Origin of the sequence: Shewanella sp. UCD-KL12, assembly GCF_001957125.1 — a bacterium.
Lineage (GTDB): Bacteria > Pseudomonadota > Gammaproteobacteria > Enterobacterales > Shewanellaceae > Shewanella.
The window spans coordinates 474,604-490,015 of record NZ_MPHJ01000001.1 but is presented as its reverse complement, the minus strand read 5'-3'; the positions used below and the strand labels follow the sequence as shown (position 1 = coordinate 490,015).

Annotated in this window: 14 protein-coding genes; 11 read left to right on the top strand and 3 right to left on the bottom strand. The window is 43.1% G+C overall.

Annotation, left to right across the window (positions count from 1 at the left end):
* Positions 1-240: 240 nt before the first annotated feature.
* Positions 241-729: a hypothetical protein gene (locus tag BM736_RS02120; protein WP_256717669.1), complete on the bottom strand. Its 489-nt coding sequence runs from the start codon at positions 727-729 to the stop codon at positions 241-243.
* Between the two features lie 163 nt (positions 730-892).
* Positions 893-1,888 (bottom strand): choice-of-anchor H family protein, encoded by a 996-nt coding sequence (locus BM736_RS24865; protein ID WP_256717668.1) that lies wholly within the window; start codon positions 1,886-1,888, stop codon positions 893-895.
* A gap of 380 nt (positions 1,889-2,268) precedes the next feature.
* Here BM736_RS24865 and BM736_RS02110 point away from each other — a divergent pair, with 380 nt between their 5' ends.
* The 6 genes from BM736_RS02110 (at position 2,269) to BM736_RS02095 (ending at position 6,769) form a co-directional block, all read left to right on the top strand.
* Positions 2,269-2,607 (top strand): PepSY domain-containing protein, encoded by a 339-nt coding sequence (locus BM736_RS02110; protein ID WP_076408055.1) that lies wholly within the window; start codon positions 2,269-2,271, stop codon positions 2,605-2,607.
* A gap of 62 nt (positions 2,608-2,669) precedes the next feature.
* Positions 2,670-2,807, top strand: a complete 138-nt coding sequence (locus tag BM736_RS24935; protein ID WP_372828067.1) for a hypothetical protein — start codon at positions 2,670-2,672, stop codon at positions 2,805-2,807.
* 130 nt (positions 2,808-2,937) lie between these two features.
* The gene (locus tag BM736_RS24925) at positions 2,938-3,075 is read left to right on the top strand and encodes a hypothetical protein (RefSeq protein ID WP_372828065.1); all 138 of its coding nucleotides are present in this window, start codon (positions 2,938-2,940) and stop codon (positions 3,073-3,075) included.
* Entirely contained in the window at positions 3,072-3,785 is a 714-nt protein-coding gene (locus BM736_RS02105; protein WP_076408053.1) for a response regulator transcription factor, read from the top strand. The genes BM736_RS24925 and BM736_RS02105 overlap by 4 nt, the downstream gene beginning before the upstream one ends.
* Positions 3,775-5,160 carry an ATP-binding protein gene (locus tag BM736_RS02100; protein WP_076408051.1) on the top strand — a complete coding sequence of 462 codons (1,386 nt, stop codon included), beginning with the start codon at positions 3,775-3,777 and terminating at the stop codon, positions 5,158-5,160. Before BM736_RS02105 ends, BM736_RS02100 begins: the two co-directional genes overlap by 11 nt.
* A gap of 175 nt (positions 5,161-5,335) precedes the next feature.
* A complete protein-coding gene (locus BM736_RS02095) occupies positions 5,336-6,769 on the top strand; it encodes a DUF3300 domain-containing protein (RefSeq protein ID WP_076408049.1) in 1,434 nt (477 codons plus the stop codon).
* 82 nt (positions 6,770-6,851) lie between these two features.
* On the opposite strand, the gene BM736_RS02090 is transcribed toward BM736_RS02095, so the two are convergent.
* The gene (locus tag BM736_RS02090) at positions 6,852-7,568 is read right to left on the bottom strand and encodes a pseudouridine synthase (protein WP_076408047.1); all 717 of its coding nucleotides are present in this window, start codon (positions 7,566-7,568) and stop codon (positions 6,852-6,854) included.
* A gap of 266 nt (positions 7,569-7,834) precedes the next feature.
* Here BM736_RS02090 and BM736_RS02085 point away from each other — a divergent pair, with 266 nt between their 5' ends.
* The 5 genes from BM736_RS02085 to BM736_RS02065 all read left to right on the top strand — a co-directional run bounded on the left by BM736_RS02085 (position 7,835) and on the right by BM736_RS02065 (position 15,098).
* Positions 7,835-8,593, top strand: coding sequence for an ABC transporter substrate-binding protein (locus tag BM736_RS02085; RefSeq protein ID WP_076408045.1), 759 nt, complete (start codon positions 7,835-7,837; stop codon positions 8,591-8,593).
* Between the two features lie 153 nt (positions 8,594-8,746).
* Positions 8,747-10,204, top strand: a complete 1,458-nt coding sequence (locus BM736_RS02080) for a mannose-1-phosphate guanylyltransferase/mannose-6-phosphate isomerase (RefSeq protein WP_076408043.1) — start codon at positions 8,747-8,749, stop codon at positions 10,202-10,204.
* A 73-nt stretch (positions 10,205-10,277) separates the two neighbouring features.
* Complete coding sequence (locus tag BM736_RS02075; RefSeq protein ID WP_076408041.1) at positions 10,278-11,786, top strand: phosphomannomutase; 1,509 nt, start codon at positions 10,278-10,280, stop codon at positions 11,784-11,786.
* A 276-nt stretch (positions 11,787-12,062) separates the two neighbouring features.
* Entirely contained in the window at positions 12,063-14,132 is a 2,070-nt protein-coding gene (locus BM736_RS02070; RefSeq protein WP_076408039.1) for a TonB-dependent siderophore receptor, read from the top strand.
* A 588-nt stretch (positions 14,133-14,720) separates the two neighbouring features.
* The gene (locus BM736_RS02065) at positions 14,721-15,098 is read left to right on the top strand and encodes a hypothetical protein (protein ID WP_143562297.1); all 378 of its coding nucleotides are present in this window, start codon (positions 14,721-14,723) and stop codon (positions 15,096-15,098) included.
* The last annotated feature ends 314 nt before the right edge of the window (positions 15,099-15,412 follow it).

Below are 15,412 nucleotides of genomic sequence, written 5' to 3'. Positions count from 1 at the left end.
TTGTATCTGTATTGCTGGGGTTTTCTGCGAACTTTTACAAAGTAAATATCGACAATAGCTAAAGTATCTACGCGTAAAATTTAACCGCGCTCATTTTTCAGACAGTGCTAATCAATGACAGAGCTAGTCAATAAAAGAGGGGAGAAAGTGCTGATATAGAGATTAAAAAGAACAGTTATTCGAAGATAAGCCGATTACTCAGATTTAATCATCGGCTTATCACTCAAAATTCAATGCTATTTAGAGAGGTAGCACCTGAGGGCAGCGGCGACAAAAACGAATAAGGTGCTCTGTTAATCGCTCATAAAGATCTTCTTTCACATAAGGTAATTCTTCGATATAAACCCGGCTATCAAGCTCTGTCGGTAAGATGAAATTCGCTAAGCGTTGTAGATCTTGCTCTGCAGACTCTCGGTCCTCATCAGACAAGCCTGCAGAAATAACGCCTTCAGCACTGATAAATACCTGACGTAAAAATGCAATCATCTCATCAAAGCTCGCATCCCAATTTAGATTGCCGTTGTTTTGTGCCTCCCAGGCTAAAGCTTCTATCACCCTTACCACTTCCCCTTGTAAGGTTTTAGCCACTTGACCTGGCGTGACTAAGTGCTCCCAGATCCATAAATTAATATCCAGGCTAGAGCCTGTCAGACATACCTCTTCATGGAAGGACTGACTAGATTGAGTGGTAAATTTTAAGGAGGACGAGCTTAATGTTGTTGATGACATATTTAGGAGACTGACCGTTAAGTTTAAGCGCATAGTAGGAGCTAAATCATGCCATAGCCATGCAGGTTACAGTATTGTAATACCAAGCGCCGAATGAATAAAGAACAGTAAACAAGCTCATCCAAACAGCGCTAACCATATAAACGCTATTGCCATATAAGGACTATTTCCAGCGGCGTTTGATCCCTACACCAACAAGGAGCAAGAGACTCAAAAATGACATAGCTCCACCGCCATGGCCATCACTGCTTGAATCGCCCCCAGAGTAAACTCTGTCCCTGTCACTACTCTCTAGAGGTAGCGCATACAGATTATCGGTATCATCTGAGCTAATGGTGGCCACAATATCGTCGAAGCCAACTTCGTAGAGGTCAATTAACACATCATAATGATCGGTGTAATAGCCGCTATGTAACGTCGTTAGCACCTCGAAATCATCATCTGTTGAATCTCCGATTATGGTAAAAATATCCGTGCTGTAATAATGGATCCATGGGCCACCATTACGACTCAAATATAGCTCAGCATACACATCCGCGACCTCAACAGCATCGGGACCGTAAACATCAGCATCGAACGTAACACTAAAGGTCTGGTAAAAACCGTCCCCATCGTCATCGACAAATAAGCGACTGCTGGCTTCATAAATAGAAAACTCATGATAGATAGGATTTGAAAAAGCTTTCGGCACGTTTGCTTGAGCATCGCCCGGCTGATTTTGTATTAAATACTGCGGAGCTAGCTTGCCATTTTTGTGATTAGCAATGACTTTTTCTCGCGTTTTTAACGGGTTACCTTTAGCCAATAACAGCGTTGTATCTATTTTTTTATCTAGAGACTTAAGCAGTGACACTGACCGTTCGGTTAACTGCTCGCTGTGATTTTCAGGCTGTTTATACTGCTCTTCAAGCTCGCCATTTACCGAGCTGCTAACTGACGTGCTCTGCCCCCCCACTGAAATAGCCTGCTGATTAACTGCAGCTACCAGCTCTGTCACCTCAATATCATTCGCTAGAGCTGTTGCAATAGAGGTGGTATATACGCCAATCGCGATAGCAAACACTGACAATTTCTTAACACTGTGACGCCCGGAAACTGAGCTCCATTGTTGACTCAAATTGGTTTTCTGGCTTGCTTGTCTCTCGTCTATATTCATCATTAAACCTCAATATCACTTTACAATGACATCATTAGAGTCGATTTAACGTGAACATAAGCTGAACGCTCAAAATCTGCTTTTTGTTGAAATTAATGTGTATTTATTGCCTAAGATCCGTAAGCCTTTATTGCATAAAAACAGTAGCTATCAGCAAGTATCAATAAATGTAGATTGCTCTAGCATGGTCATCTTACGTTCATCTGAAATGCGTTATACCTATATAAAGCGCCTTTCTCCTATATTTGGATCTTAAATTTAGCATTTGAATCTAGCGCTTAAATTAAATAGTCGATTTGAGCGCTTGTTTGTTAAAACTTGTGTCTTAAGAGTGTGATATTTACACTAACAGCGAATCTGACACCTAAACACGGACATACTCAATGAAACTGGCTTCAAGCATGACATTGGTTTTAATCACATCAGCCTGCCTACTGTATCCATTACAGGGCGTAGCCTCGAATGTGGTTTCAGCGTCAAGTGTAAGTGTAAGTTCAATGTCTATTGCAGCTCAGTCAAAGAAGCCTCCGCAAAAGTTGAAAGTGAGCAGCTCTCAGCAGGCTATTCAATTAGTGAAACGCCAATACCCAGGCAAGGTACTTAAAGTGCAATCGAGTCGAGTGAACGGCAATCCTGGTTACAGGGTTAAGTTGCTATCAAGTTCAGGCGCTGTTTTTTATGTGTCCGTCGATGCAAAAACTGGCAGTGTACGTAGAAACTAATTTCAACTTAAAGGCTTTGAAGCTTTAACGATTGAATTATAAGAATTTATTGGGGTGAGCGAATGCGAATACTATTAGTAGAAGATGACTTAGCGCTGCAAAGTAACCTGAAGCAACATTTGCATATCGGGGCTGATTTCACTATCGGTCTTGCCAATATAGCTAAAAGCAGTCCATTTCTAAGTGAGGTACTTAAATGAGAATATTACTCGTTGAGGATGACTTAGAGCTGCAAAGTAACCTAAAGCAACATTTGCATATCGGGGCTAATTTCACTATCGCTCTTGCTAATATAGCTAAAAGCAATCCATTTCTAAGTGAGGTACTTAAATGAGAATATTACTCGTTGAGGATGACTTAGCGCTGCAAAGTAACCTGAAGCAACATTTGCATATCGGGGCTAATTTCACTATCGCTCTTGCCAATATAGCTAAAAGCAGTCCATTTCTAAGTGAGGTACTTAAATGAGAATATTACTCGTTGAGGATGACTTAGAGCTGCAAAGTAACCTAAAGCAACATTTGATAGAAGCCAATTTTACTATCGATGTTTCTAGTGATGGAGAAGACGGTTTATTTCAAGGCAGCGAATGCAGTTATGACGCAGGGATAATAGATGTAGGTCTACCTAAACTTAATGGCATTGAGTTAATCACTAAACTCAGAGAGCAAGATGTCGACTTTCCCATTTTGATCTTAACCGCTCGAGATAGTTGGCAAGATAAAGTAGCAGGTTTAGATGCTGGCGCCGATGACTATCTCACTAAACCTTTCCACCCTGAAGAGCTTGTTGCTAGGCTTAATGCGCTAATTCGTCGCTCTGCAGGCAAGTCGAGTCCACTCGTCCACAATGGACCATTTAGCATAAACACTAGCACATTAGAGGTGAAAAAATCAGGAAAACTGATGAACTTAAGTAGCTCAGAATACAAGTTGTTTGAGTTTTTTATGCTGCATCCTGGAGAAGTTAAATCTAAAACAGTATTGATTGAACATATCTATGACCAAGACTTCGATTTAGATTCAAATGTTATCGAAGTCTTTATACGACGCCTACGTAAGAAGTTAGATCCGGGTAATGAACTTGGACTGATAGAAACGCTCAGGGGGCAAGGTTACCGCTTAACGCCTCTGAGTAAAACGGATCAAACTACTGGCAATGGTACGGATGCGCAATAAGCTCTCAAGCTTGACTCATTCACTCAAGGCACGCCTCATCATCAGCGCGTTGTTGCTGATTTTGATCTTACTGCCTTTAATTGGCTATACCCTCAACAATGCATTTAAACAGCAAGTATCATCATCAGCAAAAAGCGAGCTCAAAGCCTACTTATATTCAATTTTAGCGGTTACTGAGGTTGATAACGGCCAGCTTCAGATGCCAGAGGCATTAGCAGAAAATCAATTTAACGTCATTCAATCGGGTCTGTTTGCACTCATTTCAACGCGAGAAGCAGAGAGTAAAACAAGTAAAATAGATTGGCAGTCAAACTCTTATTTGGGATTAGAGCTCCCCATTGACCTACCACAACCTGAGATTGGCCAAAGTGAGTTCAAAGCAATAAGTATTGATGGTAAGCCACATATCATCTACAGCTACAGTGTCAGCTTCGAGCGTAAGATGCTTTCCCAAGATGGGCTAAGTGTAGAAAACCGCGCCTTTCCGCTCACCGTTCATATCATTAAAAACCAACAGGACTACCAAAAACAGATAGACCTGTTTACTCAGCACCTTTGGAGTTGGTTAGCTATCTTGATGGCTTTTCTTATTATCGTCCAACTCGCATGGCTACTATGGACACTAAAACCATTGGCACAGTTTAAACATGAACTGAACGAGGTGGAGCAAGGCAGGGCTGTACAGATTAAAGCTGATTATCCTAATGAGCTACAAGCTGTGGCTAAGCAGCTTAATGCCCTTCTCAATACTGAACAACATCAGCGAAAACGATACCGAAACGCGCTCTCAGATCTCGCTCACAGCTTAAAAACACCACTGGCTGTGATTCAAAGTCAGAAAGATCTCAGTAAGAGCTCACTCGAACAAACTCAGATCATTAGTCGCATCATCAGCCACCAGCTAAAGCGGGCACAAACAGCAGCAGGTGCTTCTTGGCACTTAGGTATCAATGTGGCTTCTGTGTCAGATAAATTGGTTCGAACCTTACCTAAAATATACCGAGACCCGCAAATAGAGATCGCCTCATATGTTGATAGCCAGTCTACTTTTAAGGGCGACGAGGCCGACTTAACTGAAATATTAGGCAACTTGCTCGACAATGCCTGCAAAGCCGCCAAGAAGCAGGTACAAATTAGCGTCATGGTAGACAATGGCGACCTCACAATGATTATTGAAGATGATGGCGCAGGGATCTCACCAGAGCAACAAAGCGAGATATTTGAAAGAGGCATTCGCGCAGACTCTTACCAGCAAGGGCATGGTATTGGCTTGGCGATAGTTAGAGATCTGGTCGACAGCTATCAAGGCCAGCTTGCTGTTTCAACATCTGATGCCTTAGGCGGCGCTAAGTTCACACTTGTATTTAGCGCTTAACCCTTAACACCTAATACTAAAACTAAATACACGTTCGCATTACACTTCGGCCAACCTAAGCTGCTTTCCTTGCAGGAAATAGCACACTTCCCGAAGCGATTTAGACCTTTCAGCTTACGTTCATCTTCACCTCTTTATAATTCAGTTATATTCAAAAGTAGGCACTGGAGACGGTATGAACATATTCACTCAAAGCAAAGGAAAGCGTGGGCAATCAGTATTGCTCAGTCTGTTTACAGTCATAGCCATATTACTATTTTCACCTGTTTCAAGCGCCCAAGATGATACAGAAAATCAAGACGCTAACTTTAGTGAAGCTGAGCTTGCACAGATGCTGGCGCCAATAGCCTTATACCCCGATAGCTTGTTGACCCATATCCTCATTGCTTCAACTTACCCTTTAGAGATTGTGCAAGCCAAACGCCTGCAAAGTAAAAACACTCAGCTCCCTACGCCACAGCTGATGGAAAAAGCCGAAGGTGAAGAGTGGGATCCTAGTGTTACGGCATTATTAGCCTTTCCCACTGTACTGGAAAAGCTCAGCGAAGATCTTGAGTGGACCCAAGACTTAGGCGATGCTTTCTTGCAGAATGAAGAGCAAACCTTGGCCATGATCCAAACGCTAAGACACCAAGCTGATGAAGCTGATAGCCTATCAGAGATGGAGAATATGCAGGTTAGCCGTGTCGATAGTCAGATCATCATAGAGCCGGTGCAAAAAGAGATAGTCTATGTTCCCTACTATGATCCAAGGGTTGTCTATGGACACTGGGCTTGGTATAGCTACCCGCCAGTTTACTGGGCGCCATACCCTTACTATGTTCGTCCACCATACGGTCATTTTTACTGGCATCGCGGCGTTCATATTTCATTTAACTACTACTTTAGCGCCTTCCATTGGCACAAGCGTCATGTCGTTGTTGTTCACCATAAGAATGCTCGCCACTACCGCCATCATGGCCGTATTGTAACGAGTCATGGCGCCCAGAGGTGGCATCATAAACCGGTGCATCGCCGTGGTGTGGCTTACCGAAGCCCTGCAGTGAAGCACAGATATAACAGTCATCGCCCGAGCACGATGCAGGCAAAACAGGTTCGCAAGGCGCAATACAATACGATTAGCCACTCGAATACTAAGGTCCATAGCAATACCAAAGCTAAGCTAAATGGCAAGCCCAGCCACAAACAGCAAACGAGTAATCTAAGCCATTACAACAAGCAAGTAGCTAAGCAGAGAGAGCAAAAATTTGCTAACCAAATGCATCACAACAGAAATATGCAGGTCAATGATCGCAGCGTGAATAAGCATCAAGCAAACAGACAAGATGTAAATAGGGCTAACGGGAGCAATAATGTCAACCGGACTCAAGCTAAACAGGTGAAACCTGCGCAGTCCAATCAACGACACTATACGCCATCATCAAACAGGCAGACACAGCCTAAAGCGACACATAAGCAGTATAAAAGTGCTCCATCACAGGTGCAGCAAACCAGAGTGAAGCCGAGCCAACAGCCCAGCCACTCATCAAATATGAGGAGCTCAACACCGTATCACTCAGCTGGACCAAGTAAAAGTCAAAGCCGCGTTCACACTAAGCAGCGAGACTGATATAAGTCTAAGCCCAGGCTAAACGAGGGCTACGGCTATAGCGAAGCTAAAAAGAGAAACTAGCTAAATTAAAAACAGTGAGTTAATGCTCGCTGTTTTTATTGTTAAAACCACTCACTTCATCTTCAGTCAAATAGCGCCACAGCCCCGGTTCAACATCAAGTTGTAATCCCCCTATTTGTTCTCGATGCAAGCCAACAACGCGATTACCCACAGTAAAAAACATGCGCTTAACCTGATGGTAGCGCCCTTCGCTAATGGTAAGTAATACCACTTTTGGAGATACAACCTTTAAGCTGGCTGGCAAGGTTAATTTTTCTTCCCCTTGAAGCTGAAGACCTTTAGCGAAGCGAGCTACTAGCTCATCGGCATTATCTTCTGTTATAGGATCGCGCAGGCGTACTCGATAAACCTTTTCACAGTGGTACTTAGGGTTGATAATATTAAATGACCAACGTCCATCGTCAGTCAGCAGCAGTAGCCCTGTGGTATCAGCATCTAATCGCCCTGCAATATGTAGATCCCAGCTTCTTTCTACATCAATACAGTTCATCACCGACGGATAATCACCGTCAACATTGGAACAAAGGGTATGCATAGACTTGTTTAGCATGATGTAACGTGAAGGGCGAGCAACAAGGCGCTGGCCATTATGCAAGATAGTATTGTTTTCATGTACCTGTGTCTCAGGGGTTATGATCGCCTCTCCATTCACAGTGACAAAGCCTTGCTCTATCTGCTCTATGGCTTGCTTACGTGAATATTCGGTACTTTTACAGAGAAATTTATCAAGACGCATAATGAACGAACTAAAAACTGAGTGATTAACAGTGGGACATTATCGCTTTCTACCCATTGCGGTCAACTCTTAGGGAGATGGAGTACGCGCGGACAGCATTCAAATCAATACACCTTCATATTTAGACTTTTAGGGGGTAGCAAATTAACGCTTTTCGGGTACAAGTAATTAAGGTTTAACTAATAAGCTGTTAAACATTAGTTTGCTGATAAGATTATGTCGCTATAGTTATTGGTATCAATTTCACGAATCACTTTGGAGAGGCGATGCTCAAACTTTTTCTCTGTTTGTTTTTGCTAACATTTACCTGTATCTCTTCAGCCCAAGAAAAATTGCTCACGGCTGATATCAGGCACAGACCTCCTCAGATGATTATTGATCAAAATGACTCCTTTGGTCCCTTGAAAGATATCCTCAATGAAGCAGCCAGTGAGATAGGCTATAAAATAAAGTGGCGAATAGCCCCATTTGCCAGAAGCTTAAAAGACTTACAAAATGGTAAAATAGACATAGTGCCAAGAGTCATAAAAACTGAGCAGAGAGAAAAGTTTATCGATTATTTAGGCCCTATAGGCTTACAACAAAAAGATATACTATTTTTAGTACGCAAAGGCTTTGAAAATCGAGTAAACAGCTATAATGACCTTTACAAATATGAGATAGGAGTCAAAAGAAATACCGCTTACTTTAAAGCATTCAATAACGACCTTAAGCTCAATAAAGTCTTACTGTTAGATGATAAAAATATGTCGAGTATGTTTGCTGCAAATAGATTTGATATTATGATAGTGCTCGATAAAACATCAATAGAGCAAGCCTTTAAACAGATAGGTTTCACCGACTATGCTTATGCAAATTATAGACATAAACAGAATGTCGGCATCTACTATGGCTTCTCAAAGTTTTCTGCTGACATAAAAGTCAAAGCAGCCTTAGAAAAAGCCCTTTTAGATATGACACAATCTGGCCGCATTGAAAAAATCTATCAGCAACATAATGCCCTCCCCCCAACACAGAAACTATGATCAGTGGGCATAACTTTCCCTGATTATGACGGCTTTGGTTATAGGTAAAGCACAGCTTGATGCTATTATCCTATCAACTTCTTATCTCTATCTTTAACCAACGACTAAGTTGAACAGCCAGCCAATGAAAATCGCAACATCATGGATAATAAAATGATTTTACCTGTAGTAATGGCAGGTGGCAGTGGCACTCGCCTGTGGCCCCTATCTCGTCAGCGCTTCCCAAAACAATTTCTGACTTTAGATGGCGAAGACTCAATGCTACAAGCCACCTTGCTGCGGCTATCAGGATTAGATAATCAAGCGCCATTAATCATCTGTAACGAAGAGCATAGGTTCTCTGTTGCCGAGCAACTTAGAGCAGCTCAACTCAAGCATAGCGGCATCATCTTAGAGCCTGTTGGTCGAAATACTGCGCCAGCTATCGCAATTGCAGCCTTACAGGCATTAAAGAGTGGCCAAGACCCTGTTTTACTTGTTCTTGCAGCCGACCATGTGATTAAAGATGAAGCGGCTTTTTGCCAAACCTTAGCGTCGGCCACAGCACTTGCTGAAGCAAACAAACTCGTTACTTTTGGGGTTGTACCGACGAAAGCTGAAACAGGCTATGGCTACATCAAACGTGGCTCAGCTTTCAGCGCAGCTAACCAAGACGCATCAGCACTAGACAAAACCCCTTTTACAATCGATAGGTTTGTCGAAAAGCCTGACTTAGAAACAGCCAAGCACTACCTTAAGAGCGGTGACTATTACTGGAACAGTGGCATCTTCATGTTTAAAGCCAGCGTATACCTCACCGAGCTAAAAAATCATCAACCCGAAATCTATAGTGCCTGCGAGCTGGCGATTGCCAACACTCAATCAGACCTAGACTTTATCCGCATCGACCGAAATGCTTTTGAAGCTTGCCATGCAGACTCTATCGATTACGCCGTGATGGAGCCCCTATGTAATGACAAGTCAACATCCAGTAAAGCTATAGTAGTGCCATTGGATTGCTCCTGGAGTGATGTTGGCAGCTGGCACTCTTTATGGGAGGTCTCGAATAAAGACCCTCAAGGTAATGCTATTCGCGGTGATGTAATAGCCAACAATACCCGTAACAGTTATATCCACGCACAAGATAAGCTAGTTACCACCATAGGACTTGAGGATATGGTGGTCGTTGAAACTAAAGATGCAGTATTAATCGCTAAGCAATCAGATGTACAGCAAGTCAAAGCCATTGTTGAGCAACTTGACCAAGAGCAGCGCCCAGAGCTGATGCAACATAAGCAGGTTTATCGCCCTTGGGGCAAATATGATGCGATTGATGCTGGTGAGCGATTCTTAGTTAAACGCATTTCGGTAAATCCGGGAGAGAAACTATCCTTACAGATGCACCATCACAGAGCTGAACATTGGATTGTGGTGTCTGGTACCGCCAAAATAACTAAAGGCGATGAAGAGCTGTTGCTCAGCGAGAATCAATCAACCTATATCCCCATAGGCATGGTCCACTCCTTAGAGAACCCAGGCAAACTCCCCCTTGAGTTGATTGAGGTGCAATCTGGCAGTTATTTGGGCGAAGACGATATCATACGCTTTCAAGACAAGTACGGCAGAAACTAGCGGTATAGAGAATGCAATATCAAATGAAACAGATAATTGAAATAAGAGAAGTAAGAGTAGTAAGAGAGAAGCCATGAACTCACTGACCTGTTTCAAAGCTTATGATATTCGCGGCAAACTCGGCGCCGAGCTCAATGAAGAGATAGCTTACCGTATCGGTCGTGCGTTTGCTGAAGTCATCAATGCCGATACCGTGGTAGTTGGAGGAGACTGTCGCCTCAGCTCAGAAGGTCTAAAAACAGCATTGGCTAATGGCCTTAGAGACAGTGGCGTCGATGTTTTAGACCTTGGTATGACAGGCACTGAGGAGATCTACTTTGCGACCGCTTATCTGAAACTCAATGGCGGCATAGAAGTCACAGCGAGTCATAACCCTATCGATTATAACGGTATGAAACTGGTGACCTCAGATTCACGCCCAATCGCTCGGGATAATGGCCTAACGCAGATACAGCAACTTGCTGAATATCAAACTTTTAAGCCCAAACCGCTTATTAGAGGAAGCTATAAAAAAGTCTGTGTGATGGCTGAATATGTCCAGCATATGCTGAGCTATATAAACGGTGAAAACTTATCTACTCAGCTTGAGTGCAAGCCAATAAGATTAGTCGTCAATGCGGGCAATGGCAGTGCCGGCCACGCGCTGGATGCGATAGAAGCTGAGTTGCTTAACCAAAATGTGCCAATTGAATTTATCAAAATTCACCATCAAGCTGATGGCACCTTCCCTAACGGCATCCCCAACCCATTATTAATCGAAAACCGTCAGACAACATCAGATGCCATCATTGAACATAAGGCTGACATGGGTATCGCATGGGACGGTGACTTTGACCGCTGTTTTCTGTTCGATGAGAACGGTCAGTTTATCGAAGGCTATTATATCGTCGGGCTGTTAGCCGAAGCATTTTTACTCAAAGAAAAAGGCGCAAAAATTGTTCATGACCCAAGGCTAATATGGAACACCCAAGCACTCTGTGATGAAAATGCAGGAAGTGCGATTCAATCTAAAGCGGGCCACGCTTACATCAAGCAACTTATGCGTCAACATGATGCGATCTATGGTGGTGAGATGAGTGCTCATCACTATTTCCGTGATTTTAACTATTGCGACTCAGGCATGATCCCTTGGCTGCTCGTCATCGAGCTTTTAGCTAACCAAGGCCTCACACTTTCACAAGCCGTAGCTCAGCGGATCAGCACCTACCCATCATCAGGCGAGATAAACGCCAGCATTGACGATCCCAAAGCTGCCATAGCCAAAGTGCGCAGCCACTATGAAGCCCATACCTTGCATACCAAGCTAGACGCTAAAGAGTTCGAAATTGTGGATATAGATGACACTGACGGACTCAGCATGACCTTCTTAGAATCAAAACCAGAGCCAGAATCAGGCTCAGAATCAGAGCCAATACCAGAGACAGGTCTCAACACACCAACCTCAAACGCCGCACATCTATGGCGCTTTAATTTACGTTGCTCACAAACTGAGCCCTTAGTCAGGCTTAACGTCGAAACGAAAGGCAATAGAGGGTTAATGCAGCAAAAAACAGCTGAGATAATGGCCTTAATCTTGGAATAAATACCGTGTAACAAACTGATTGTGCTTAAATTCCACCCACCACAACTGTTACATTTGTGACATATTTCACAGCACTAGCATTAAGCCTTAAACAAATTACATCTTTACATTGCAAACCTTGATAACGAGATTGATTAGCATTAACATCCGCAAAAACCAATTCTCACATTCACCATATACCTCATAATTGCGCGGAAGAAATGATGCGGCTAACGTCGGTTCTTCATCTCAGGCTTAAGGAAAAGCAACACGCATTGAGCCATTTAGGTTTAGCATATGAAAACCCAAGTAACATTAATCAGCATAGCCATCGCAGCTACGCTTAACTCAAGTGCGTTTGCCGCAACTCAAACTAATCAAGATATCGAAGTGATCACGGTTGTTGGCCAGCAGCAACACTACAAAACAGATCAAGCCCATGCTGCAATGCGATCTGATGTATCCCTGTTAGATACGCCACAATCTGTCACCGTCATCCCTACAGAGATTATGGATGACCAGATGGTGTTAACCTTAGGCGATGCATTAAAAAATGATGCCAGTGTCTCCATTGGTCGAGTCACTACCGACAGAGAAAGGTTCAGTCTACGAGGCTTTAGCTTAGATGAGAGCACCAACTTATTGAAAGATGGCCACCAGCACTTCTCTAAATACCGTTTACCTATGGCACTTATGGAGAGTATTGAAGTGCTTAAAGGCCCATCAAGTCTACTCTACGGTCAGTCTACGCCTGGCGGATTAGTTAACCTGGTGACCAAAAATCCTACCTATGATTCATTTCTAGAGATAGGCATTAAAGGCGATGACAATGGCTCACTGCGAGGCATGCTTGATGCAGGTGGCAGCTTAAATGAAGCGCAAACCATACGTTACCGCGCCATCGTTGAAAAGCAAGAGAACAAAAACTGGCGTGAATATCAAGATGGCAGCGCACAAGAGAGTGACTTCTTCGTTGGCAGCCTGATGACTGATTTCGATATCAGCGATGATCTGACTCTGTCGCTGCACTATGACAAATCCGATGAACTCGCCGGCCAAGACAGCGGCGCACTTGTCGATGAGCAGGGTAATGTTATTGGCGGTAATGAAACCATCTGGGATATGCCCTGGACAAAGATTGATGCCCAGAGTGAAAACTATGGTGCTGACATCAGTTACCAATTAAGCGACGATTGGAATATCGACGCTGGCTACAACAAGCAACATAACGAACGTGAACGCTGGGAAAGCAAGCCACAAACCGGCAGCTATGACCCCGATACCGGCAGCTACAAAAACAAACCTTACAACAAGCTGGAAGATTGGCAGCAACAATCCTTCTATTTTGACTTAGTCGGCACCCTAGAAATTGGCAGCATGCAACATGATCTGCTCTTCGGTGGTAACTATCTCAAGCACGAATACAGCTCCTTGAAAGTCAAAGGTAAAATGGACTCAGGTAATATCGATACTGGCATCATAGTGCCACAACCTGATCTAGACTATGCCGATGGTAAGTCAGAGTCAGAGCACTACAAATACTATGGTGTGTTTGCTCAAGACCTGATCACCTTCAACGACCAATGGCAGGTGCTCCTTGGGGTACGCTTCGATAAACAGGAAAAGACCGATGCAGATAACCAGTCTGTCCTGCCTAAACTAGGGATCATCTACCACCCGACAAGTTATGCCTCTATTTATGCCAATTACAGCGAAAGTTTCGAGCCACAGGGCCGCGTTCTGGATGATGAAGATGCAAGCTTTGGCACTGAGCTCGATCCAATCAAAGGTGAGATGTATGAGCTAGGCACTAAATGGGAGCTGTTATCAGGCAAAGTCCGCCTCAATGCCGCACTATTTGATATCAAGCGCAGTAATATCATAGTCAATCAAGGCTCATCCGATGAACCTATTACCACCCAAGGCGGCGTGCAGCGTCACAAGGGAGTCGAGTTAGGCGCCATTGGCCAGATCAACGATGACTTATCACTGATAACTTCACTTATGTATCTGGATGCAGAATACACCAGCCATGATGAATTTGAAGGCAATCGCCCCGAAGATGTACCTGAGTGGACAGCCTCTATCTGGGCCAAGTACTCCATCACAGAACGAGCAGCTTTTAACTTAGGCGCCTTCTACGAAGGCGCACGTTTCGGCGACGGTGATAACAGCTTCGAGAAGTCAGCTTACACCCGCATCGACACAGGTATCAGCTACATACTGCCAGTGGCCGGAAATGACCTGCAACTAAGACTAAAAGTTGAGAATCTATTTGATACTGACTACTTAGGTGGCGGCGAAAACGGAGAGGTGAATGTCGGTAAGCCAAGAACGCTAAAGTTTGGGGTCAGTTATAAGATTTAAAGCCTCAAATTGAGTGCTTAACTGCCAATCACATGTAAATAAGTCCGTTATAGCGGGCTTATTTGCATTTCTCCCGCGAGTCCAGACACTGCTATCCCAGTGCAAAATACAGTGCAAAATACAGTGCAAAATGCTAAATCCATCCCATTTATTAAGCTTTTTATTACTAATGAAACTCGATAAATGTAACAAGGTATGTTTAAACAATGTTACTGCAGCCCCCTCTAAGTCACTATAGAAATTCACAAATTTACTCACCTCACTTTAGCCTTTAATTTTCTGCTTAGAAAAACCAAGATTAGCCAACTAGAACTCATTGCCAGAATGCAGTGAAACAGGCCGTTTCACATGTAAATTGCAAGTTTTTAACTAAACTTACTGGGTATCTAATTTTCAATGTCAATAGGGAACGTTGAAGAGATTATGGACTGACATGGACACCATTTGTCATAGCATTGTGATTAGCTTTTCAAAAGCTAGCTAATAATCATTCGCTAGCAAAAATAAAAGACATGAGGTGACAAAATGTGTAAAAAAATTGGAATAATCCTCGGCTGCTTAATGTTCATGTTTGCATCAGGTGCAACAATGGCAAAACAGCCCAAAACAGAGTTATTTCACTGTGGCTGTGAAGTCACTGACGATATGACAGATGAAGCGTCTACAAGCTTAATTTGGAAACTTTTAAACGTTAGCCATAATGGTAAAGGGCACCTTAATCACATGACTGGTGATGAGGAGGAGTGTGATTACTCAGTACCGATTGTAGATGAATTTGGAGATCCTGTTTTAGATGATCAAGACCAGCCTACATTTGAATCTATGTCAGATATGTACACTAGAGATGCTGATGATTGTCGAGTCTCTGGTGAAAGTGGCCCATTAGCAGCTATGCTAATGTGTGATGGCGAAGTACCTCCAGTTGAAACTGAATCATGTGGGACTTTCGTACCCCCAGTAGAGTAATGAACTGAAGAACTGGCTATATGCTAAAGAAAGTATAAGCACATGAAATGGTATACTTCATACCCATATAGCCTTTATTTTCGCTTAATGATCAATATTCCTTCATTTTTAAAACTCCTCTTGCGTACTCTTTCACTTTTAATATTGACTCAATCGATAAAAGATACCTATTTACACTCCAAGCGGACTTTTGTCCTAATCCCTCTGTTTCAGTCAGATTTACTATCGGGTGCATTAAGAACATTTGGTTGAGCCACTCATTAAATCAGCTAAATGAATCGAACTGCCACAGAGCAACTTTAAACTGTTGCGAA